Source organism: Mucilaginibacter ginsenosidivorax, assembly GCF_007971525.1.
Lineage (GTDB): Bacteria > Bacteroidota > Bacteroidia > Sphingobacteriales > Sphingobacteriaceae > Mucilaginibacter > Mucilaginibacter ginsenosidivorax.
On record NZ_CP042437.1, the window covers coordinates 4,644,857 to 4,666,838 of the forward strand.

The 21,982-nt window shown below is 41.3% G+C and carries 20 protein-coding genes; 15 read left to right on the forward strand and 5 right to left on the reverse strand.

What is annotated here, in order from left to right; genetic code table 11:
- Nucleotides 1-13: 13 nt before the first annotated feature.
- From FSB76_RS19425 to FSB76_RS19455, 7 genes are all read left to right on the forward strand, one after another.
- Nucleotides 14-1,528: an eCIS core domain-containing protein gene (locus tag FSB76_RS19425; protein WP_147056215.1), complete on the forward strand. Its 1,515-nt coding sequence runs from the start codon at nt 14-16 to the stop codon at nt 1,526-1,528.
- Nucleotides 1,529-1,566: 38 nt separating this feature from the next.
- A complete protein-coding gene (locus tag FSB76_RS19430; RefSeq protein ID WP_147056217.1) occupies nt 1,567-3,921 on the forward strand; it encodes an eCIS core domain-containing protein in 2,355 nt (784 codons plus the stop codon).
- A 56-nt stretch (nt 3,922-3,977) separates the two neighbouring features.
- The gene (locus FSB76_RS19435; protein WP_147056219.1) at nt 3,978-7,547 is read left to right on the forward strand and encodes an eCIS core domain-containing protein; all 3,570 of its coding nucleotides are present in this window, start codon (nt 3,978-3,980) and stop codon (nt 7,545-7,547) included.
- A 116-nt stretch (nt 7,548-7,663) separates the two neighbouring features.
- Complete coding sequence (locus tag FSB76_RS19440; RefSeq protein WP_147056221.1) at nt 7,664-8,131, forward strand: YciI family protein; 468 nt, start codon at nt 7,664-7,666, stop codon at nt 8,129-8,131.
- Nucleotides 8,106-8,801, forward strand: coding sequence for a DNA alkylation repair protein (locus FSB76_RS19445; protein WP_225976252.1), 696 nt, complete (start codon nt 8,106-8,108; stop codon nt 8,799-8,801). The genes FSB76_RS19440 and FSB76_RS19445 overlap by 26 nt, the downstream gene beginning before the upstream one ends.
- A 420-nt stretch (nt 8,802-9,221) precedes the next feature.
- The gene (locus FSB76_RS19450) at nt 9,222-10,703 is read left to right on the forward strand and encodes a PAS domain-containing sensor histidine kinase (RefSeq protein WP_147056223.1); all 1,482 of its coding nucleotides are present in this window, start codon (nt 9,222-9,224) and stop codon (nt 10,701-10,703) included.
- Nucleotides 10,704-10,728: 25 nt separating this feature from the next.
- Nucleotides 10,729-11,175, forward strand: a complete 447-nt coding sequence (locus FSB76_RS19455; RefSeq protein WP_147056225.1) for a response regulator — start codon at nt 10,729-10,731, stop codon at nt 11,173-11,175.
- A 59-nt stretch (nt 11,176-11,234) separates the two neighbouring features.
- Here FSB76_RS19455 and FSB76_RS19460 read toward each other — a convergent pair whose 3' ends face one another.
- Together FSB76_RS19460 and FSB76_RS19465 are read right to left on the reverse strand one after the other, a co-directional pair.
- Nucleotides 11,235-12,215, reverse strand: coding sequence for a type I phosphomannose isomerase catalytic subunit (locus tag FSB76_RS19460; protein ID WP_147056227.1), 981 nt, complete (start codon nt 12,213-12,215; stop codon nt 11,235-11,237).
- A 167-nt stretch (nt 12,216-12,382) separates the two neighbouring features.
- Nucleotides 12,383-13,612, reverse strand: a complete 1,230-nt coding sequence (locus tag FSB76_RS19465) for an NADP-dependent isocitrate dehydrogenase (protein WP_147056229.1) — start codon at nt 13,610-13,612, stop codon at nt 12,383-12,385.
- A 209-nt stretch (nt 13,613-13,821) separates the two neighbouring features.
- Between FSB76_RS19465 and FSB76_RS19470 the strand changes: the two genes are divergently transcribed.
- Together FSB76_RS19470 and FSB76_RS19475 are read left to right on the forward strand one after the other, a co-directional pair.
- Nucleotides 13,822-14,526, forward strand: coding sequence for a hypothetical protein (locus FSB76_RS19470; RefSeq protein WP_147056231.1), 705 nt, complete (start codon nt 13,822-13,824; stop codon nt 14,524-14,526).
- A 108-nt stretch (nt 14,527-14,634) separates the two neighbouring features.
- Entirely contained in the window at nt 14,635-15,072 is a 438-nt protein-coding gene (locus tag FSB76_RS19475) for a hypothetical protein (protein ID WP_147056233.1), read from the forward strand.
- Nucleotides 15,073-15,145: 73 nt separating this feature from the next.
- Here FSB76_RS19475 and FSB76_RS19480 read toward each other — a convergent pair whose 3' ends face one another.
- The gene (locus tag FSB76_RS19480; RefSeq protein ID WP_147056235.1) at nt 15,146-16,945 is read right to left on the reverse strand and encodes a DNA polymerase III subunit gamma/tau; all 1,800 of its coding nucleotides are present in this window, start codon (nt 16,943-16,945) and stop codon (nt 15,146-15,148) included.
- Between the two features lie 120 nt (nt 16,946-17,065).
- Between FSB76_RS19480 and FSB76_RS19485 the strand changes: the two genes are divergently transcribed.
- A complete protein-coding gene (locus tag FSB76_RS19485) occupies nt 17,066-17,653 on the forward strand; it encodes a Uma2 family endonuclease (protein WP_147056237.1) in 588 nt (195 codons plus the stop codon).
- Nucleotides 17,654-17,687: 34 nt separating this feature from the next.
- Nucleotides 17,688-18,818 (forward strand): hypothetical protein, encoded by a 1,131-nt coding sequence (locus tag FSB76_RS19490; protein WP_147056239.1) that lies wholly within the window; start codon nt 17,688-17,690, stop codon nt 18,816-18,818.
- A gap of 15 nt (nt 18,819-18,833) precedes the next feature.
- On the opposite strand, the gene FSB76_RS19495 is transcribed toward FSB76_RS19490, so the two are convergent.
- Nucleotides 18,834-19,085: a hypothetical protein gene (locus tag FSB76_RS19495; protein ID WP_147056241.1), complete on the reverse strand. Its 252-nt coding sequence runs from the start codon at nt 19,083-19,085 to the stop codon at nt 18,834-18,836.
- Between the two features lie 69 nt (nt 19,086-19,154).
- Nucleotides 19,155-19,778 carry a hypothetical protein gene (locus tag FSB76_RS19500; RefSeq protein WP_147056243.1) on the reverse strand — a complete coding sequence of 208 codons (624 nt, stop codon included), beginning with the start codon at nt 19,776-19,778 and terminating at the stop codon, nt 19,155-19,157.
- A gap of 153 nt (nt 19,779-19,931) precedes the next feature.
- On the opposite strand from FSB76_RS19500, the gene rpsF reads away from it, so the two are divergent.
- The 4 genes from rpsF to mtgA all read left to right on the forward strand — a co-directional run bounded on the left by rpsF (nt 19,932) and on the right by mtgA (nt 21,899).
- Nucleotides 19,932-20,297 (forward strand): 30S ribosomal protein S6, encoded by a 366-nt coding sequence (gene rpsF, locus FSB76_RS19505; protein ID WP_090652333.1) that lies wholly within the window; start codon nt 19,932-19,934, stop codon nt 20,295-20,297.
- Nucleotides 20,297-20,560, forward strand: coding sequence for a 30S ribosomal protein S18 (gene rpsR / locus FSB76_RS19510; RefSeq protein WP_022833472.1), 264 nt, complete (start codon nt 20,297-20,299; stop codon nt 20,558-20,560). Before rpsF ends, rpsR begins: the two co-directional genes overlap by 1 nt.
- A gap of 15 nt (nt 20,561-20,575) precedes the next feature.
- Entirely contained in the window at nt 20,576-21,019 is a 444-nt protein-coding gene (rplI, locus tag FSB76_RS19515) for a 50S ribosomal protein L9 (protein WP_147056245.1), read from the forward strand.
- A 115-nt stretch (nt 21,020-21,134) separates the two neighbouring features.
- Nucleotides 21,135-21,899, forward strand: a complete 765-nt coding sequence (mtgA, locus tag FSB76_RS19520; protein ID WP_394349418.1) for a monofunctional biosynthetic peptidoglycan transglycosylase — start codon at nt 21,135-21,137, stop codon at nt 21,897-21,899.
- Nucleotides 21,900-21,982: the final 83 nt, after the last annotated feature.

The following is a 21,982-nucleotide window of genomic DNA, read 5'->3' on the forward strand; positions in this document are numbered from 1 at the left end:
AAACCACTAAACGATGAAACGGTACAGGCAAAGGTCATTAGGCGGCAATCGAGCAATCACATCTTCCGGTGTGGCAAATATACAGCGTAAACTTGCAGTTGGTGAAACAAGCGATCCAATGGAGTACCAGGCTGATGATATGGCTGATAAAGTGATGCGCATGCCCGTAAGGCCGTTGGTTCAGCGTAATGCCGGAGATAAGAATGATGAAAACATCAAGCGCAAGCCATTAACTGGTCAAATCACGCCGTTTATCCAGGCAAAAGGCGATGCCGGCGGCGTTGCCGGCCCCGCCGTTACAAACGGTATTCAGGCCACCCAGGGCGGCGGTAAACCAATGGACGGCAGCACCAAAAGTTTTATGGAAAGTCGTTTTGGGAATGATTTTTCAAATGTCAGGATCCATACCGGCGATTACGCTGCACAAATGTCAAAGGAGCTAAACGCCCACGCATTTACTGTTGGCAATGATATTTACTTTAACTCCGGAAAGTATGCACCGGACGCTTCGGGCGGAAAGCATTTGCTGGCGCATGAACTAACACATGTGGTGCAACAATCCGGCTCGATAGGCCGAAAGGTACAGCGGCAGCCCGGTGAAAAAGGGCAGGAACCCGTAAAACAGACGGCAGATAAAACAGTAGCGCAAACCGATAAAAAGCCTGATGCCCAGCCGGAACACAAACCGGAAAAAACACCGGAGCAGGATACACCGATTACGATGAAAGATAAAGTTCGGGCCTGGCTTGACTCGCGTAATTTTGATATCCCAGCTGCGGCAGAAAAAGATATAAAATCTAAAGAAGATGCGAGGGTTCACTATAAAACCCGGCTCTGGACCGTTGAGAATGTTGCCGACGATGTGTTGATCCAACTGAACCTGACCCAAAAAGATAAAGCAGAAGTATTGAAAGAAGTAAAGGACTATTATGAAGAGAAGAAGAATGAAGCCGAGGGAAAAAACTGGAGTTTGGTAGCACAGCTGCTTTATACACCTCAATATACTTTGGCAACAAACCAGCCCGGCGGATCGCCGGCACAGCACAGCACTCAATTGTCAATCGGCGGAAATCGCCGCTATCACCTGGCTGGTACACAGGGTTTTGAAATGACCTACCAGGGCAGCTTATCTCTTTTTAATTTTGGTACCGGAACAAAAAGTACCGCTGCCGACATATTCCAAAATTTAATGTTTGCAGTTCAACCACAGTATGTATGGAATTTGGGAAAAGATTTTCATATACCTCATACCGATCAATGGGCAAATGTGCAGGCAAGTATTTTTGCCCAGCTTGCTGCGGGTGTGGGCAGTAATTGGACTGATGAGGGAGCAACGCGTAAGGTGTATCTGGGCTTCCTGGTACAACCCGCCGCTGGCGGTCAGGTAAATCTGAATATCTCGTGGTTCCAGGTAATCCTCAATGGACAGCTTGTGGGTTCGTTTCTATCGCCAACGTATCAACCTAAGTCAGAATGGACAAAATCACTCGGTGTCCAGGCAGGAGTGGGCGTAGGCGGTCAATTTTAATAATATAATTTTCAATCAGGATCGCGAGGCCAAAGCATATGCACGAAAATACTTCAATAGCTAATCAGTCTCAAATTAACCAGGGTGCAGGGGATAGTAAAGTAGCGTCAGCGCCGGCTTTCCATGGTTCAGACACTGATGTGAATGATAGATATCCTATCCAGCTAAAGCTTTCGTTAGGTGCTGTCAATGATCCGCTGGAGCATGAAGCTGATGCTATGGCCGATAAAGTAATGCGAATGCCAGAAACTTCATTTATTCAGCAGAAAGCATCCGGCTCTTGTAATGATTATGATGATGAGCATGTTCGCCTTAAGCCATTGGCAAATCAAATTACGCCATTTATACAGGCTAAAGGAGATGGCGTTGGCGTTGTGAGCGACTCCGTCTCGAACAAAATAAAATCGAGCATGGGCGGAGGAAGTACAATGGACACCGGCACCCGCAGTTTTATGGAAAATCGGTTTGGAACGAATTTTAGCGACGTAAAAATTCATAACAACGCCGAATCGGAACAACTAAACAGATCTTTAAATGCAAAAGCATTTACCGTTAGCAATAATATCTATTTTAACAGCGGCCAGTATGCGCCGGAATCGGACAGCGGCAAACACTTGCTGGCGCACGAATTAACGCATGTTGTACAGCAAAAAGGTAATAAGAATAGTATTAACAGAAAAGTTGACACCTACAGAACCAGTGGCATAACCGGCCCGGATGTGAATGCCCTTGCGGATAGAAAATATTGGATTAATACTGTTGGCGAAAAATATAAAACAACCCAGTCTCCGCGAATGGCCGCAGATGCCGAAGAGCAAAACGCGGTACTAAGCGCAGCATGGTCAAATCAACCGGCAACACTTACGGCAGAAACACAAATAATACTGTCAATACCTGCAACAAACAGAGCTGTAGGTTCAAAAAGCCTGCTATATAAGGCAACTTATAGGCCTAAAAACCCGCAAGTGCCCGACGACAAGGACAAACTAAACCTGATTTTTTGGGGTGAAGGAATTTCAAATGATGCCGCAGGTTTAGTACCAGCAAGATACACTGTAAAAAACCATAGTTTGGAATACGACAATCTCCCTGACGATTATTTTGACAATTTTCCGGATGCAAAAAAACAAATCCTTTACTGGATTGAAACAACAGGAGCTTTAAGCATTAACAGCGTATTAACCATCGATATTACCGTAAAAGGTAAAAACCAATCGCCCCGTTTTTTGATAACCGGTAAAAAAGACACAAATGGAATATTTGATGGAAAATTTACTTACCTGGGCGATAGTGTTGTAAATGCAACCGTTAATAGCGGATATGCCAGCAAAGATTATGGTGATTTTGAGGTAGAAAAAGCCCAAAGTAGTAAGGATTATAAGTTAGGTACAGTGGATGTTTCGGCCTTACCAGCCGATGAAAAATTCTCGGTAAAACATGCCGTAACCTTATACGCCGATAAAAAATCAAACAATGCCGAAATTGATGCAATTGTGCCTATTGCTAAAACTTCAAAAAAGGTACTTTATACCTTCAGGTTTCTGGATAAAACCCATAATGTAGAAATTGAGCGGATTGGTGAAGTGGCCAAGGATATCAATTTTCAAACTGTATCTATTCAAAACGCAGCCGGGTTTGCCGATAACAATGCTGATGCGAGCACATTAAAAGCATGGCTTGGTAAAAGATACAAAGCCATTACTGTAACAGGTACCACCACCGCCGATATCATCAAAGACGCTGATAAACAACTACAAACAAAAATAGCAACTGCAGGCTGGTTTAAACTTAATTATGACATAGAGGTGCTTAGTGCTGCCGACGGCGGCACCAGGTGGCAAAACGTGCACCACTGGACGGCTGACCAGATAAACGGCATGAAAGAATTTACACCGACCGAGTTAGAACAGGTAGAAATTGCCTTGCAAACCCAAAGCCTGCCATTAATAACCGCATTACAGGGCATAAAGCTAACCCGGCAGGATGAGGAAAGGTTGGCCGATGGCAGCCCGTCACACGGCGACACTGCCGGCTTTACCCGATCTGATGGCAAAGCCCGTACTATAAATATTTATGACAGGTCTAGTTTGGCATCTAATATTCTATTTGTAGGCTCAAAAACTGGTGCGTTTGATGCCGGGATCGAAATTTTAACGCATGAAATGGGACACGCTTTTAGTTTTGAGCAAGCCGGTGTGGAAACCGCGTTTAACAAATTTGTAAAAGCAAAAAAAATCAGCCCGGTTACAGCCTACGCCGGTAGTAGTATAAATACAGAATCTTTTCCAGAAGCCTACGCTCTATATCATTTAGACCCGCAATGGATGAGTGCAAACATTCCGGATTTATATACATGGTTTAATACGCTAAGCCAAACCGGCAAAGCACCTTAAAAGATATACAGGGATGACAAATTTAGACATCATGATTAAAAGAACAATTTAAAAACATGCACGAATCCGTTTCCATAGCTAATCAAACCCAGAACAGCCCAACAGCTGCGGCTAACGAAGCTTTGCCTGCAATTGACCAGCAACCTGATCCGGAAACACAGCTGATAGACAGGTTCCCTATTCAGTTGAAACTTTCTGTTGGGGCGCCGAATGACCCGTTGGAGTATGAAGCAGATGCGATAGCCGATAAGGTAATGCGTATGCCCGACATGCCCTTTGTTCAAAATAAATTGACTAATGATGGCTACAACAATTATGATGGCGGGCACATACACCTAAAGCCAATACCACCTGTTGTGCCGTTTGATTACCATAAATCAACATCAATTGGTCCCGATGAAGACGATTATGAGCACTTGCAGCTTAAACCATTAGCCAGCCAGATTACGCCCTATATCCAAACCAAAGGCGATACAGGCGGCGTAGCAAGTGACGCTGTTTCTAACCGCATAAAATCAAGTATGGGCGGTGGCAGTTCAATGTCGGGCGATACCAAAAGCTTCATGGAGAGCCGGTTTGGTACGGATTTCAGCGACGTAAAAATCCATACCGGGACCGAAGCAGCACAGTTAAGCCAATCACTAAACGCACGGGCATTTACCGTAAGCAATAATATATATTTTAACAACGGCCAGTACCAGCCCGATAACGATTCTGGCAAACATTTACTGGCGCATGAACTTACGCATACCATACAACAGGGAAGCAGTGTAAAAAGGAAGAGTTTCATTCAGCGGGCAACCGCGGTGGTAACCCCCACACCGCCAACAAAGGGTAAGATAGCTAAAGCGGTTCCAAAATCAAGGAAAGCAACACCCGCAAAGCCAATTGATACCAAAAATGAATTATTGTATGTTCCAGATATCCAGGTGCCTACTTTTAAAATGGATGTGATACCCGTAGATACCAATAATTACGGGTTCAAAAAAACTACTCGGTCTGATACCCACATCACAAAGTGGAACAACGCGGCGATAACCGGCGGCAAGTTTAGAAAAAACTTTAAAGACAAAGTGGAGAAGGAGGTACCTGCCGAAAAAACGGCAAAAGTCTTCTTTATGAAACCCAAAAAGGAGGCTGATGGTCTCATAACAGGTGATATGTCCCAAATAAGGGAGAGCATCACCAGGCCGTTCTGGGATAAAGATGGCAACAAAGTAAAAGATGGTTATGATGTAGATCACAAAGTTGAATTGCAACTGGGTGGGATGGATGACCTGCCTAACTTATGGCTGCTGGAGGCAGCAACAAATCGATCGTCAGGTTCAAAAATCAATGATGAGATAAATGAAAAAGTGAGCGCCCAATACGCGTTGGTGTCGGATAATAAAGTTGAGCCGACACCCGAGGAGTTAAAGAATATAAGAAATAATTACACCATAACTGCCGGTACGTTAAGCGGTGGCATGACAACTGATGGAAATAGACTGGGCTGGGAGCTCTCGCAGATAAAAGACGGCGAGCACCTTGACGGGCTGGCGTTTATTTCGAAGGATGACGAAGGCAGAAAAAACCTTGCAAAAAGCGATACGCTCAGCCTCATCCTCAGTCAAAGATTTGGGGTAACTAAAAATTTCGACTGGAATCCTACAAACCCACCTGTAGCCATCAATAAAAGCGTGGGCTTCATCAAAAAAAATGGCACCAGTTTAAATCTCAGGACCATCACTTATAACCATAAGGACCCGGCAACCATAATGAGTGAGGGGTCGGATGGTAAAGCCGAAATCTCTGCGCTTGAAGGCAACGTATTTGTAACAAAGGAATTAAATACTACGCTCGATATCGAAAAAGTTCCAGGTTTGTATGGTGGCCGGCTAAACATAAGCCAGGCAAAACAAGCCATTTCAAAGGAGATTAAGGCAAGAGCCTTAAGCCCGATTATTATCGATGAATTAGATATTAACGATACCGCGGGCCTGGTCGGATCGGGTAGAATTATTACTGACGTTCCCCTTATTAAAGGTTCAGCAATTAAACTAACGCTTGATGAAGGTGGGCTTAAAATCAGCAAAACATTCAGTTCAGGCGAAATTAAACTTCCCCCACCTTTTAAAGTGTCTGATACATCGTTGGAAATATATGCATCAACAGATGGTATTGGCATTAAAGGCGAGGCCAATTTTGAAATAACAAAACTTGGAAAAGGAAAGCTAACAGCAAAAGCCGATTCGGCAGGAACATTTGCCCTCGCCGGTTCGTTCGACTTCGACTCAAAAACTTTTGATCCGGCACGGGTTGAGGTTAACTATCTGAATGGTGAATTATCAATTAAGGGCGAAATTGGTATTCCCGAAGGTAAAATAAAAGGCTTAAAATCAGCCCATATAACAGTTGGATATGCCAGCAATAGCCTGACCGCAGATGGCAGCGCCGAATTTAATATTAAAGGTATTAAGCAAAATAAAGTAACCATAAGTTATGAAAAAGACTTATTGGTAATTGCGGGCGATTTTGAGCTTGATAACAGTATCCCGGGGGTAAAAAGCGGCGGTGGTAGTCTGAAGGTTACCCGTGGCGGCGATGGCAAATATCATATATCTGCCAGGGGCCACGCCGAACCCGATATACCAAAAATTAACCCCAAACTCAGCATTAGTTATGACGATGGAGCCCTTACGATGGAGGGACAAGCCGATTATAACGCCGACAGGCTGTCGGGTACGGTTACCGTGGGCGCAACAAACCGCACACTAAATGCCGATGGAGAGCCAACCGGTGCGCCAGGGGATCATTTTAATGTTTATGGCACCGGCTTGCTTACTGTAAAGATAACTGAATGGTTACAGGGAACCGCTAAAATAAAACTAACGCCTAATAAAGAAATTGAGGTAGTTGGCCGCCTGGAAGTACCTAAGCCCGTTAACTTTTTCGACAGGAAATCAATTAAGAAGCCTCTTTTTCATCCACCTGAAGTACAGATACCCATATTTGCCATACCCTTGGGTAATAAAAGCATCGGCTTAGTTGGCGTAATTAAAGGAGGGCTTGATTTCGACGCGGGGATTGGTCCAGGCCAACTGCGGGATGTTTTTGCCGAGATCAAATACAATCCTTCACGGCCAGACGATACAACCTTTAAAGCCGGGGCACAGATTGTTATTCCTGCTGATGCCGGTATTACCATGAGCGCCTATATGGGCTTAGGGGTTAGCGTGGCCATTGCCAGCGTTTCTGGCGGCATTAAAATCAGTGGCAGGTTGGGGCTTGATGGAGAAGCACGGGCGAAGGCCGAAGTGAGTTGGTCGCCAAAGAACGGTTTTGCGCTCGACGGATTAGGCGAAATAGAGGTTCATCCCCAATTTACATTTACGATAGATGCTTTAATACTGGCGTCATTGGATTTGTACGTGACCAGCTATGATCATGAATTCAAAAAAGAACTTAAATCATTCACTTTTGGCCCCAATATGCAGGCCAAGGTAGCTATGCCTGTTCATTACAAGCAAGGCGAGGAGTTTAAAATTTCAAAAGACGATATCCAGGTAACGTACCCGCCAATTGATATACCAGAAATGGCCAAAGGACTGGGCGACAAGGCGAAAGAAGCAATATTTGGCAAATAACCCAAAGCCGGTTTAAGCTACAGGCGAAGGCTGTTGGTTTGATAAGATTTATGATGAGACAGAAGATTGGTGTGTTCATACTGATAATGTATATTTGATACACCAATGCCCCTGATATGAAAAAGTTTATCTTTTCAATAGCAGCAATTGCTGCATTAAGTTTTAACTGCTTTGCTCAAAAAACAACAAAGCCTGTTTACGATGCCGCGCTTGCCAAAAAGCTGGGTGCCGATAAATATGGGATGAAAAAGTATGTACTGGCTTTTTTAAAGGAAGGGCCTACCCGCCTTACAGATTCGGCAGCGCGTATGCAATTGCAAATGGCGCACTTAAAAAACATCTCAAAACTGGCCGATGAGGGCAAATTGGTTGTTGCCGGCCCGTTTTTAGATGACCAGCCGGTTAAAGGTATTTTTATTTTCAATGTAGAAACCATTGAGGAAGCAAAAAAACTTACCGAAACCGACCCTGCTATAAAAGCAGGTTCGTTAATAATGGAATTGCACCCATTTTATTGTTCGGCCGCATTAATGGAAGTGGTGAAAATTCACCACACACTTGAGAGCACAAGTTTTTCTGATTAAGGCGATGAAGGTTGATGAAGTTATAGGCCTGCTTAGGCAACAGGCCAGTCCCTCTTATCTTGCCGGTATGCAGCGTTTTGGTATTGATAACTCCAGGGCTCTCGGTGTTAAACTCCCGAATTTGCGTAAACTGGCCAAAAGCATAAAAAAAGATCACCTGCTGGCGCAACAACTTTGGGATACAGGCATCCATGAAGCCCGTATTATCGCGTCGTTGGTTGACGATCCTAAGATGGTTACCGGGCAGCAAATAGATAATTGGACAAGTGACTTTTACTCATGGGACCTTTGCGACCAGGTATGCGGTAACCTTTTTGACCGTACAACCTTTGCCATACCTAAAGCCATTGAATTTAGTGCGCGGGACGAAGAGTATATTAAGCGGGCTGGTTTTGTTTTAATGGCCGAATACGCTATACACAACAAGTTGGCTACCGACGATGTTTTTTTACCATTTTTTAGTTTAATAGAACGGGAGGCCTGGGATAACCGCAACTTTGTGAAAAAGGCGGTAAATTGGGCATTACGACAGATAGGTAAACGAAACAACACGCTGAAAATGGAAGCGATTGCAACTGCCAACCGTATTTTAAAGCAAAATCACAAATCGGCTAAATGGATTGCCTTCAATGCACTAACCGAATTATCAACCCTTAAAAACTCCTTTTAAAGGCATAAAACGCTCTAAAAAAAGAACTTATCCGTTAGAAAAACATACTTTTTTGTCATTTTGAAGTTTTTTATACTACTTATTTAAATGTACAATCTCTAAAAGTATTATTTAAGCTCGCTTTTTTTGCATAAAGCTTTAAAAATCAGATTTAACACATAGGAATTGACATTATTTATTAAGATTTTTTAATAAATGCCTGAATTACAAGTCGGTAATTTATTTTTTGGTAATTGTCAGTATTAGAGTGGTTTATATCATTCCAAACATTATATTTGGAATCCCATAATTAATAAAAAAATAACAAGTTCAGTTTAAACATAAACAACCAGAGGTTGTAATTTTATTGATTTTGTAATTGTGGCACATATTTTACTAAGAGCACAAGGCATTAGCTAAGTAAATGAGGTTATTTAAGGTATGAGTTTTTCTGAAGGGCACAAATTTTCTGACGATAGCAAGCAGCACCTTGCTCAAATCATCGATAATATAAACGCCGGTATTTGGGAATATAACGTTACAAGTAAAAATATTAAATGGTCTGTTGGGTTTTATACCGTTTTGGGCTATGAGCCCGACGAAATAGAATGTTCTAACCACGTATTTTTCGAACGCATACTATATCACGCTGATAAACCCGCTTTTCTGGCGGCCCTGAATGGTCAACCGTCAAACGCTGCCGCGCCCTTATATATAAGATTGCTTACCAAATCATCTGGTTATCATTGGTTTGAGAGTACTGTAAAAAGATACAACGACGAAACCGGGCAAATAATTTACGGGGCAATCATTAATGTCAACAAATATAAGCAGGCCCAGATACAGGCTGCGCATAATGACCTGTTTTATAACGAGACCCTTAAAATTGCCAAATTGGGAGGGTGGGATTTAGATACCCGTACTATGGGTTTATCGTTATCAAAACAGGTGTATGATATTTATGAGCTACAAAATCAGGTCAAGCTTTCGCTTGACGAAGCTATCAGCTTTTTTGAGCCACCATATCGCCCGGTAATCAAAAATGCTATTGATAATGCCGTGGAATATTGTCAGCCTTATGAGCTGGAATTGCTTTTCAGAACGGCAAAAAACAATGTAAAATGGGTAAAGGCAAAGGGGATACCTGTTATTGACGATTTTGGAAAGTGTATTACAGTAAGAGGTATTATACAGGATATTGACAATAAAAAGCGAAAAAATCTGGCACTGGAATCGTCATTAAATTTATTGACCGATCAAAATCGCCGTCTTCAAAATTTCGCCTACATCGTATCACATAACCTTCGGTCGCACACGGGCAATCTGCAATTTATGGTAAAGTTGTACGATGAAACGGAACTACCCGATGACCGGGCCGAAATTTTATCGCACATTAAATCCATCAGTGATAGCCTAAGTTCAACAATTGAGCATTTAAACGAGATAGTTCAGATTCATACAGAAATTACCAACGAACGCACAGAAATTGATTTTGAAACACGCTTTAAAAATATCATATCGGCACTAAAAAGTAATATTGAAGCCCTTGATGCCACTATAGAGTATGATTTTAGCAGGTGCCCCCAGGTAAATTACATTCCGGCTTATATGGAAAGTATTTTGCAAAACCTACTTACCAATTCACTCAAATATAGTTCGCCAGATAGGAAGCCGGTTATAAAATGCTATACCTTAAAAGAGCGCAACCATATTTACCTGATTTTTGAAGATAACGGGATAGGTATTGATATGGAGAGGTTTGGTGATAAAATATTTGGCATGTACAAAACCTTTCATCAAAACCCCGATGCAAAAGGTATAGGATTATTTATTACCCGTAACCAGATAGAGGCACTGGGCGGCACAATTAAAGTAGACAGCACCGTAAATATTGGCACAAAATTTACTATTAGGCTGGTATAAATAGTACCAATTTAATATAAAGCAGATGACAGCAGAGCAGGATGCCGTGAGGGTGTGCTTAATTGACGACGACCAGGTTTATACTTTCGGGTTCAAAAAAATGATTAGTTTAAAGGGGATTAATAGCCGGGTAATTAATTTTGGCGACGGATACCAGGCTATCAACTGGCTAAGTAACCCGCTGAACAGTCAAAATTTACCCGATGTAATATTCCTTGATATTAATATGCCTAATATGGACGGCTGGGAATTTTTGCATGAATTTGCGGAAATAAAATCCCGGATGGGCAAAAAAATCACAATTTATATGCTCAGTTCATCCATTTACCTGAACGATATTTATAGGGCAAAAAATATCGAGGATGTTGAGGATTATATTTTTAAGCCTATTAATGAACACCAGCTTAATAGCATATTTGATTACATACGGCATCAAATTCACAACCGGAGATTTAAAAACGGGACTATTTAGGTTCTGCTTTTAAAATCTCCGGTTGTTTTTATTAATTAGGTTTTCACCTCTATATATCGTTACTCGATATAACTTTCCAATATTTTAAAGCCACTGTTGGTTTCCAACTCAATTTTATCAATACTTTTTGGCAGCAGGATGCACTCGCCCATTTTTACAGGGTAAGTTTCACCATTATAGGTTACGTTATAAGCTCCTTCAACGCAAACATGTACTACAAATGAATCAAGCGCCGAGTAATCTTTTGCGGTGCTTTTGTTAAAATCAAGTATGTTGGTGGTAAAGTACGGGCAGGTTACCAAATGAACCGTTTCGTCTTTTTGAGGTTGATATATGGTTTTATACTCCGGGTAGTGTTTGTAGTCAATTGCAGCAAGGGCTTCCTGGGTATGTAGCTCACGCTTGTTTCCTTTATCATCTACCCGGTCAAAATCATAAATACGGTAGGTAATATCAGATGTTTGCTGGATTTCGGCAATTAACAATCCTTTGCCAATTGTATGCACACGGCCAGCCGGTAAAAAGAAAACATCGCCTGCGGTAACATCCTCTTTGTTCAGGATATCCATGATATGGCCGCTGTTAAGCGCATCAACATATTTTTGCTCGGTCATTTCCTGGTTAAAGCCAGCTATCAGCGTGGAACCCGGATCGGCTTCAATTACGTACCACATTTCGGTTTTGCCGAATGAGTTATGACGTTTTTTTGCCAGTTCGTCGTCAGGGTGCACTTGAACAGAAAGATCATCATTAGCATCAATAAACTTGATCAGTAACGGGAAAATATTACCAAAATGGTCGTAAACTTTTTTACCAACAAGCTCATCTTTGTATTGCTCAAGCAAATCTGCTAATGATTCGCCGTCAAGTGCGCCGCCGTTCACTACAGATACATCGGATTTTACGCCAGATAGTTCCCAGGTTTCGCCACAATTTGGCAAATCGCCAAAATCTTTATGCAGATAGGTGCTGATTTTTTGACCGCCCCAGATCTTATCTTTATATATGGTTTTAAATTTTAATGGATAAAGTGCCGACATAGTAATTGATGTTTTTTGAAGCGCTAAGTTAAAAGTTAAATGTAAAAAGGCCTAAATAACTTTTAATTCCAATAAATTAAAGCAGCTGATTGTTTTCATAATAAAAAAGCACACAAAAAAGCCCGTCCTTTTTAAGAACAGGCTTTAAATACTAAGCATTATTTAGCTTATTTACCCAATTTAGCTTTCAAGTTTTCGTCAATTGCTGCTAAAAACTCTTCGGTGTATAAATAATCTGTACCGTGCTCAACTTTTGGTTTAATAGTGATGGCTAAATCTTTGGTCATTTTACCACTTTCAACAGTTTCAATACAAACTTCTTCCAAAGCTTTACAGAAATCTATCAGCTCCTGATTTTTATCTAATATACCACGGAACTCCAAACCTCTTGTCCAGGCAAAAATAGAAGCGATAGGATTGGTTGATGTTGGTTTACCGGCCTGGTGCTCGCGGTAGTGGCGGGTTACTGTACCATGCGCAGCTTCGGCTTCCATTACGGTACCATCTGGCGTAACCAGCGTTGATGTCATTAAACCTAATGAACCAAAACCTTGTGCTACGGTATCTGACTGTACGTCGCCATCGTAGTTTTTACAAGCCCAAACAAAGTTGCCATTCCATTTTAAGGCCGATGCAACCATATCGTCAATTAAACGGTGCTCGTAAGTAATGCCCGCTTCGGCAAATTTTGTTTTGTAATCGTTTTGGTATATCTCTTCGAAAATATCTTTAAAACGGCCATCATATTTTTTAAGGATGGTGTTTTTGGTTGATAAGTACAAAGGCCAGCCTTTCATTAAAGCCTGGTTAAAACAAGCGTGTGCAAATCCTTTGATAGATTCATCAGTATTATACATTGCCAATGCTACGCCATCGCCTTTAAAGTTAAATACTTCAAATGATTGCTCGGCACCGCCATCTTCGGGAGTGAAAGTGATGGTTAATTTACCTTTTCCTTTGGTAACAAAATCAGTAGCGCGGTACTGATCGCCAAAAGCGTGGCGGCCAATACAAATAGGGGCTGTCCAGTTTGGCACCAGGCGTGGTACATTTGCCATTACAATAGGCTCGCGGAAAACAGTACCATCCAAAATATTACGGATAGTGCCATTTGGCGAACGCCACATTTGTTTTAAACCAAATTCTTCAACACGTGCTTCATCAGGAGTGATGGTTGCACATTTAATACCTACACCATATTTTAAAATAGCATTTGCGGCATCAACAGTTACCTGATCGTTGGTTTCATCGCGGTACTCAATACCCAAATCATAGTACTTGATATCCAGGTCAAGATAAGGGATTATCAATTTGTCTTTGATGAATTTCCAGATGATCCGGGTCATTTCATCGCCATCCAGCTCAACTACCGGATTTTCTACTTTAATTTTTGACATATCTGACGTTGTTTCTTTATTTTAATGGCTTCAAATATATTAATTTGAGTTTATCAAACTAACTAAATAACACATGAAAATAATTGATGGCTGTTTAATGACGATTTATTGCAACAGTTTATTGTTTTTATAAACTTTGATGCTATTTTTATAAAATTAAACGTTACTACACCAACGGGCTGCCAAACCAAAGCCCTGTTACTTGTATTATGATAAAATTCATCACTAAAACCATCCTGATAATTAGCCTTTGTACAATTTCTTTTTTTACTAAAGCACAGGTAGGATATGATTACGCTCAATATGATGTTGGCACGGCAGTAGGTGTTAACATTGTTGCTATGGCCGATGTAAATACATTTACGGTTACCCCATCTGTCCACTTTAATTTCAATTACAACCAAAGTCCCTTTGTTAATTATGTATTTGAGTTACAGGTTGGCCGTTTAGAAGGCGGCACGTTGGCATCATCGTCGGGCAGAATGTTTGAAAACCACTTCACCGCGTTTTCATTCAGGGGCCAGTTACAGGCCGGCGAGTTTTTGGATTATTCATCAAGCCCGTTCATGAACGTGATGAAAAACTGGTACGTTTCCACAGGAATTGGCTATATATCAAACCATATAGTGTCCAAAACCGACGATAAACGCGGCCTTCAATATACCCCGGCAGGCGACAATAACGCTCAGGCACCTTTTGTACCGGCAAGAATTGGGTATGAATTTAAGTTATACAATCAGTACAGCCAACCAAGTGTTAAAATTGACTTGGGATTCCAATACAATTTTGCATTCAGCGATAACCTTGATGGCTATACCTCGGCGGGTAACAACGATGCTTATGCGCAATTTACCATTGGTGTAAAATTTGCCATTGGCGGTGTTACATCATATCGTAAACAAATTCATTACTAATACTACAGTGAGTGTCTGTTTTTTGCATTCCTGCGGTGCCTGATATTATACACGATGTTTTTTTTGGCAAGGTTTTTACTGTACCTTTAATTACAAATTACAAAATCTATGAACATTCAAAATATCAACCCCGGCGATGAAGAAGATGATGCATTAACCGATAATGCCAGCGACAATGACCTTACGCTAAAAGATGAACTTGGCGAAGTTACTGATAAGGAAGATTTGAGTTATAACGAAGAGGAGGACAGCTTTGAATACGATGTAAAAAGCGATGATCCGGATTATGACCATCCGGATCCGTATAAAACATCAGTAAAAAATGGCGAGGACATGAACTCCACGTATGATGAAGCTAACCCTTATGATGCGGCAGACGGTGAATACGCCAGTAAAAGATCTATTGAAACAGATGTTGACGACCTGGGGATGCATATTGACGATGGCGACATTGTTGAGGTGGATGCCGCTGACGCCGCGCTTTGCCATACACCAGAAGATGACAGAGATGACCTGGATGAAGAAGGGTATCCTAAGAATATTTAAGTTTTGAGTAATGAATTTTAAGTGGTAAGTTAAAAAACAACTCAAAACTCATTACTTAAAACTCACAACTTGATTAATCAAAATCAAGATTAAAGCGATTGCGCAAATCCATCAGTTCGGGGTTGCGGGATGCCATGTACTGAAATTTTTCTATTGAGGTGTAGGGCTTACGAACAACTTCCTGTTCATCCACGCGGGCATTTACCTCGATAGTAAAGTTGTTTAGCTTGGTTCGCAAAAAATTATGCATCTCTGGCCGCTCTTCTCTGAATAAATTTTCCTGCACTTTATTGCCCACCAAAATTTCAAATTCGTATGGCCTTATCATCCGTGGCGCGTTTGACGTAAAAATGGTAACCAGGTTTTTTTTACCATCGGCTTTAACTTTAGCGGCAAAATCACTCCAGTATTTTAAAAAGCTATCCATGGTAAAATCATCCCGTGAGTCGCCTTTTATATAGGGATCTTCTTCTTCAAGTATTTCCTCTTCTGTTTTAGCGGTATCTGTTAACGATGGAGTTAACGTACTCCTAAGCGGCATAATAATTTTAGGCTTTTCGGCAGCAGCTTCTTTTACCTGTACAGCTTGATTTGCCGGGGCGGGCTGTCCATTAGTTGCGGGAACTGTTTTGTTGATAGCTTGCGCCGCGCTTAAAACCGGCGCGTCATTGGCTAAATTAACAACCGGCGGAGGGGTTATTGCTGCGGTATCAGGTTTTTTTTTTAATCCCCCATCTGCGATGGGCGTTGCGTTAAGTGGCGTGGTAGCCATATTAAAGGCCGAAGGCAGATGGCACATTTTGAGCAATGCCAGTTCAACCTGCAGCCGTTGATTTTTACTTAGCTTATAGCTAATATCGCATTGATTAGCAATATTCATGGCCGATAACAGGAACGATACCGAGCCTGCCTGCGATTGCTGTAAGTATTTATTTTTGATGCCCTCGCTTACTTCCAGCAACTTTAAAGTGGTTTGATCTTTACTTACCAGCAGGTTACGGAAGTGTTCGCTTAAGCCGGCAATAAAATGCGCTCCATCAAAACCACGCGACAATATCTCGTCAAAAAACAACAGTACTTTGGCAGTGTCTTCTTTAAGCAGGCTTTCTGTTATATTAAAATAATAATCGTAATCAAGTATATTCAGGTTGTCAATAACCGAGCGATAGGTAACCTTACCGCCCGAGAAACTCACTATCTGGTCAAACATCGACAGCGCGTCGCGTAACCCGCCATCGGCTTTTTGGGCTATAATATGCAGGCCATCGGGTTCGAAACTAATGTTTTCTTTGCCGGCAATAGAAGCCAGGTGGCCGGCCATATCATCAACCTTAATGCGATTAAAATCAAAAATCTGGCAGCGGGATAATATGGTGGGGAGTATTTTGTGTTTCTCGGTAGTAGCCAATATAAATATGGCATAATGAGGAGGCTCTTCCAATGTTTTCAGGAAAGCGTTAAAAGCCGCCTGCGATAGCATGTGCACCTCATCAATAATATAAACCTTGTAGCGCGCAGCTTGTGGCGGTATGCGTACCTGCTCAATAAGGCTGCGGATATCATCAACCGAGTTATTGGATGCGGCATCCAGTTCATGTACGTTAAAGGAGTTGCCGTTTTCAAAGGCTTTGCAGCTTGGGCATTCGCCACAAGCTTCGCCATTAGGCTGCAAATTGGTGCAGTTAATGGTTTTAGCCAGGATACGTGCACACGTAGTTTTGCCCACACCACGCGGACCACAAAACAAAAATGCCTGTGCCAGCTGGTTGTTTTTAATGGCGTTTTTGAGTGTATTGGTTATGTGCTGCTGACCAACAACGGTTTCAAAAGTAGCCGGGCGATACTTACGGGCCGAAACAATGAAATTATCCACAGCCGCTAAGTTAATGAGAAATTAGGTTTGTTTAAAGCTGATGTTGGTAAAATTTTGGCGAAACGTTTAACGCCGAACAAATAGATAAAATCTGTATTTTTGACTTAAAGTTAAACAACAATGCAATTATCAGATTTGGATGTCACTAAAACTTATACTTATGCCGACTATTTAAAGTGGGCGTTTGATGAGCGTATTGAACTTATTAAAGGGAAAATCTTCAAAATGAGCCCAGCCCCGGGATCAATTCATCAACGTTTATCTCAAAGAATAAGCCTCAAATTGGGCATCTACCTGATTGGCAAAAGGTGTGAGGTTTTTACAGCACCCTTCGACGTAAGATTATCACGGAAGACCAGTAACGACAAAGAAGTCAATACCGTAGTACAACCCGACATTTGTGTAATATGCGATATTAATAAAGTAGATGACCGGGGCTGTTTAGGAGCTCCCGATATTGTAGTCGAAATTTTATCGCCCGGTAACAATAAAAAGGAATTACAAAACAAATATGAAGTTTACGAGGAAAATGGCGTACTTGAATACTGGATTATCCATCCATCCGAAAAAACATTTCTTAGATATAGCCTTGTTGGAAACAGCTACCAGGCATCGCGGTTACTTACTACCGGCGATGAAGTAACAACACCTGTATTGCCTGGTTTTGTATTAAATCTGGATGAACTTTTTGCAGTAACCAACAATTAACAAAAAACTTATAACTACGGCTGCCCATTCATATATGAAACTTGTTAAAACTTCTAAAAATCAGGAACAGGTAAAACGTTCAAAAACCTACATAAAATACGAAAAACTGCTGGCTGATATAGAGAAGAAAAAACAATTTAAACTTAATCTTCAGGAAGGACTGCAAAAAGCTTACGCGAAAATTGAAGCCGAACTGGCACCAATGGATCATGAGCTACAACTGCTTTTGCGCGATTTTTTAATCCGGTTAGACGAGCTTGCGACTGAATTTGGTGTGGGAAAACTCAATAAAGAATATCTTCAGTCATACATGACCAACGAACTTGAACAATTGCTGAATACTTTCGGTCATCAGGATACCGTTTTATCAGCTTTATTTCAAAAATACGCCCAGGTTTCAATGAATGACCTGGAAAATGATGAAGATTTGATGGAGGTGGCAAAATCAATGGGTGCGATGTTAGGTGTTGAGATAGACATTAAAGAACTGTTAGAAAAGGGGCAGGAAGAATTTCTTGAAGCATACAAAGAAAAAATTATTGAACACATAAATAATAACCCGAAGGACTTTACGGATGCCGAAAACTTAGGCGACAGCCCCAAAACAGCAGCAAACAAAAAAGAGGCAAATGAAACCGACCGGATTGCAAAGGATGCCAGAAGTATTTATATGCGGCTTGTTAAAAAGTTTCATCCCGACCTGGAAACAGACGAGGAAGCGAGAAACCATAAAACAGAAATCATAAAACAGGTGACCCACGCCTACCAGGAAAATGACTTTCTTACACTGTTAAAATTGCAAATAACCTATATTGATGATAATGAAACCGATGCCACTTCTGTTGCCGATGATATGCTTAAACGCTATGTTAAATTATTAGGTAAACAACTGGAAGAGCTAAATGCTTCCATACACGAAACCCATTTTACCAGCGGTACAGCCATTGCAGATTTCATTGACAAAAACGGTAAGTTTAGTCCGCAAAAATTCGCAGCAAGCCGCAGGCATATCCAAAAACAGATAGAAATACTCAAATCAACACTCGCAAGCTCAAAAAAGAGGCCCAAAGGGTGGTTTAAGGAGCAATTGATGATGGCAAAAGATGTTGTTATGCAAAATATGATGGAGGATATGTTTGCGGATATCTTTGATACGGACTTCTGATCGTAAGTAAAGTGCTTATTGCAAATCGTCATCCGGCAGGTGGTCATCATCGTCCGGGTCAGGTGCGTCAGCATCATTGCCTGTTTGCATATCATGCAGGTCGCTTTCGGCATCCAGTTGGTCGTCAAAATCTTCATCGTCCTCGTCGTCCCAGTCGCCTTCAATCTCATCGTCATCCCCGCCGCCAAAAGACAATACATTGGTGTTATTTTCAACTAAAAAACTTTCCGGTTCAATGTTTGCCGAACGCATTAAAGATATGGCCATATTTAGATTATGTTTTATAATGATATGTAACAAGAAGTAAGAGAGGTATGTTTGTTGCCAAATAAAGGATTAGAGAAAGTCGATCCTTAAAATCTCTTTAATAGTATAATACCCCTTTGCTTCGGGCATATAAACTTCTTTCGGGGCCCAGGTTATTTTGAGTTTTTTATTTAAAAGTAAAGCAGGTGTTTTTATGAATTTTTCTGAGCCCGGGAAATTGCCAAACCATAAAAAAGATTTTTCGGTATCCTGATCATCTTTTATCACGATATAATTAAACCCTTTCAAATCAATCCTTTTAAATGTGCCGAGTGTTGAACTGGTGGCGGTCTCCTCGCTGTCCTCGTTTTTTGCCATTGCCGTAGATAGCTGTAAAAAGTACTTGCAGTTTTGCTTCATCAGGTCCTTTCCTAATTCAATACCAACAAGGCGCATAGCCGCCTGATCGGTCATGTCCACTTTCTTTTCAGCTGCCAAATCCGGCAGCATATCAGCATGCGCCATTACGCAACTTGTATAAGCTTTAACGGCCTCACTCTTGGTAGTGATTTTTGAGAGGTCGAGTTTTGAAAGGCTGCTGCAAATACTGTCAGCAAGTCTTCTTTCTACCGGCCCGGGGGTAACCGTCTGGGATTTGGCGGTAGTAATAATTAATGTAAGAATAGCAGTGAAAACGATTAGGTATTTTTTCATGTTTTTTATTTGTCGCAAATATAAATTGACGATTTATTTTTAGATGGTAAATATGCTAATTTTCAAGCTGAAAATATTTGAATGGTAAAAATATTATCACTACATTTGCAGCCCCGTAATAGCGGGTAATTAATTAAAAATCAAAGTATAATAATGCAACAGTACGAAATCGTGATCGTTCTAACCCCGTTGTTATCAGTAGAAGTTGCTGCCGAGGCTAACGCCAAGTTCAGCAAAATCTTAACTGATGGCGGAGCCGAAATTGTCCAGGAGGATAATTGGGGTTTGAGAAAATTAGCGTACCCTATTCAAAAAAAGACTACAGGGTACTATCACTTAACTGAATTTAAGGCTCCGGGTGAATTAATTAACAAATTGGAGGTTGAATTAAGGCGCGATGAGCGTGTTTTGCGTTTCCTGACCATTGCTTTAGATAAGCATGCTGTTGCGTATAACGACAAAAAACGCAGCGGTGCCTTTAACAAGAAACCTAAAGCAACAGAGGAGGCTTCAAAATAATGGCAAACGAACAAATTAAATACGTTACCGCTCCAAAAGTGGAGGATAACCGTAAAAAATACTGCCGTTTTAAAAAGAATGGTATTAAGTATATCGATTACAAAGACGCTAACTTTTTATTGAAGTTCATTAACGATCAGGGTAAAGTATTACCACGCCGTTTAACAGGTACTTCATTAAAATTCCAGCGTAAAGTGGCCCAGGCTGTTAAACGTGCCCGCCATATTGGTTTATTACCTTACGTTACAGATTCATTAAAATAATAGGAGATTTAAGAAATGGAAGTTATTTTAAAACAAGATGTAAAAAACCTGGGTGATAAAGACGATGTAGTAAACGTTAAACCAGGTTATGGCCGTAACTACCTTTTACCTAAAGGCTTCGCCATATTAGCTACGCCAAGCGCACGCAAAGTTTTAGCTGAAAACTTGAAACAAGCTCAGTTTAAACAAGAAAAAATCCGCAAGGATGCCGATGCGATTGCTGCCCGTTTAGAAAGCGTTAAACTTAACATTGGTGCCAAAGCAGGCGAAACCGGAAAAATCTTCGGTGCTATCAATACCATCCAGGTTGCTGATGCATTGAAAAAAGAAGGTTTTGATGTTGACCGTCGCCGTATCACTTTTGATCAGGAGCCTAAGTTTGTTGGTGATTACATCGCAAACATTAACCTGCACAAAGAAGTTAAGGTACAAGTTCCTTTCTCGGTAGTAGCTGAGTAATTTATATTTCGGGATTCGAACTTTTGATTTCGGATTTTGACTTAAATTTTAGAATTTTAAAAGGTGTTTTGCATAGCAAAGCACCTTTTTCATTTTATAGAAACTTATTACAATAGTGCAACGCAATTACAACTCATCAAAATTATCCAACTCAAAGCCGGGTAAAAAAAGTTCGGTGCCAAAAAGCAGGTTCAATGGTATCTTTAAGCTTGTTTTCCGAATTTTTAAGCTGGGATTTATCCTTTTTTTCGGCCTTAGTTTATTTGGCGTGTTGCTGTTTCGCTTTGTGCGGCCGCCCTTTACCTGGCTGATGATTGAGCGCGGTTTTCAGCAAAAAGCCCGTGGTGTAGATTGGAAGATAGATAAGCAATGGGTGAGTTTTGATGAGATATCTGACAACATGAAACGCGCCGCCGTAGCTGCCGAAGACCAAAGCTTTTTAGAGCACCATGGCTTCGATTTCAAAGCGATAGAAAAAGCTATCGAAAAAAATGCGCACAGTAAAAGACTGATAGGTGGCAGCACCATATCGCAGCAGGTGGCAAAAAATGTTTTCCTGTGGGAAGGCCGTTCGTTGCTGCGTAAAGGGATCGAGGCATATTTCACCGTATTGATTGAAGTTTTCTGGAGCAAGAAACGCATTATGGAAATGTACCTGAACGAAATTGAGATGGGTGACGGCATTTACGGTATCGAAGCTGCATCGCAGGCCTATTTTCATAAACATGCCTCGGACCTTACAAAACACGAGGCCGCCGCTATAGCGGTAATATTCCCAAGTCCGCTTAAATGGTCGGCAACAAACCCTACCCGGTATTTAAAGCACAGGCAGTATTTGATCATGAAAAACATGAAAAGGCTGGGGCCATTGGATTTTTAGGCGAAGCCCCCTAACCTCCAGAAGGGGGAACAACAGTTGCAGTTAATATGCCCCTTTATAAACTTTCGTTCCCCCTTCAGGGG

Bases quoted from the DNA above. Each gene is read 5' to 3' on its own strand.
- FSB76_RS19430 (WP_147056217.1), top strand. From the start codon at position 1,567: ATGCACGAAAATACTTCAATAGCTAATCAGTCTCAAATTAACCAGGGT.
- FSB76_RS19460 (WP_147056227.1), bottom strand. From the start codon at position 12,215: ATGTCGGCACTTTATCCATTAAAATTTAAAACCATATATAAAGATAAG.
- FSB76_RS19435 (WP_147056219.1), top strand. From the start codon at position 3,978: ATGCACGAATCCGTTTCCATAGCTAATCAAACCCAGAACAGCCCAACA.
- rpsF (WP_090652333.1), top strand. From the start codon at position 19,932: ATGCAACAGTACGAAATCGTGATCGTTCTAACCCCGTTGTTATCAGTA.
- rpsR (WP_022833472.1), top strand. From the start codon at position 20,297: ATGGCAAACGAACAAATTAAATACGTTACCGCTCCAAAAGTGGAGGAT.
- FSB76_RS19455 (WP_147056225.1), top strand. From the start codon at position 10,729: ATGACAGCAGAGCAGGATGCCGTGAGGGTGTGCTTAATTGACGACGAC.
- FSB76_RS19470 (WP_147056231.1), top strand. From the start codon at position 13,822: ATGATAAAATTCATCACTAAAACCATCCTGATAATTAGCCTTTGTACA.
- FSB76_RS19440 (WP_147056221.1), top strand. From the start codon at position 7,664: ATGAAAAAGTTTATCTTTTCAATAGCAGCAATTGCTGCATTAAGTTTT.
- FSB76_RS19500 (WP_147056243.1), bottom strand. From the start codon at position 19,778: ATGAAAAAATACCTAATCGTTTTCACTGCTATTCTTACATTAATTATT.
- FSB76_RS19475 (WP_147056233.1), top strand. From the start codon at position 14,635: ATGAACATTCAAAATATCAACCCCGGCGATGAAGAAGATGATGCATTA.
- FSB76_RS19450 (WP_147056223.1), top strand. From the start codon at position 9,222: ATGAGTTTTTCTGAAGGGCACAAATTTTCTGACGATAGCAAGCAGCAC.
- FSB76_RS19495 (WP_147056241.1), bottom strand. From the start codon at position 19,085: ATGGCCATATCTTTAATGCGTTCGGCAAACATTGAACCGGAAAGTTTT.
- FSB76_RS19485 (WP_147056237.1), top strand. From the start codon at position 17,066: ATGCAATTATCAGATTTGGATGTCACTAAAACTTATACTTATGCCGAC.
- FSB76_RS19490 (WP_147056239.1), top strand. From the start codon at position 17,688: ATGAAACTTGTTAAAACTTCTAAAAATCAGGAACAGGTAAAACGTTCA.
- rplI (WP_147056245.1), top strand. From the start codon at position 20,576: ATGGAAGTTATTTTAAAACAAGATGTAAAAAACCTGGGTGATAAAGAC.
- FSB76_RS19465 (WP_147056229.1), bottom strand. From the start codon at position 13,612: ATGTCAAAAATTAAAGTAGAAAATCCGGTAGTTGAGCTGGATGGCGAT.
- FSB76_RS19425 (WP_147056215.1), top strand. From the start codon at position 14: ATGAAACGGTACAGGCAAAGGTCATTAGGCGGCAATCGAGCAATCACA.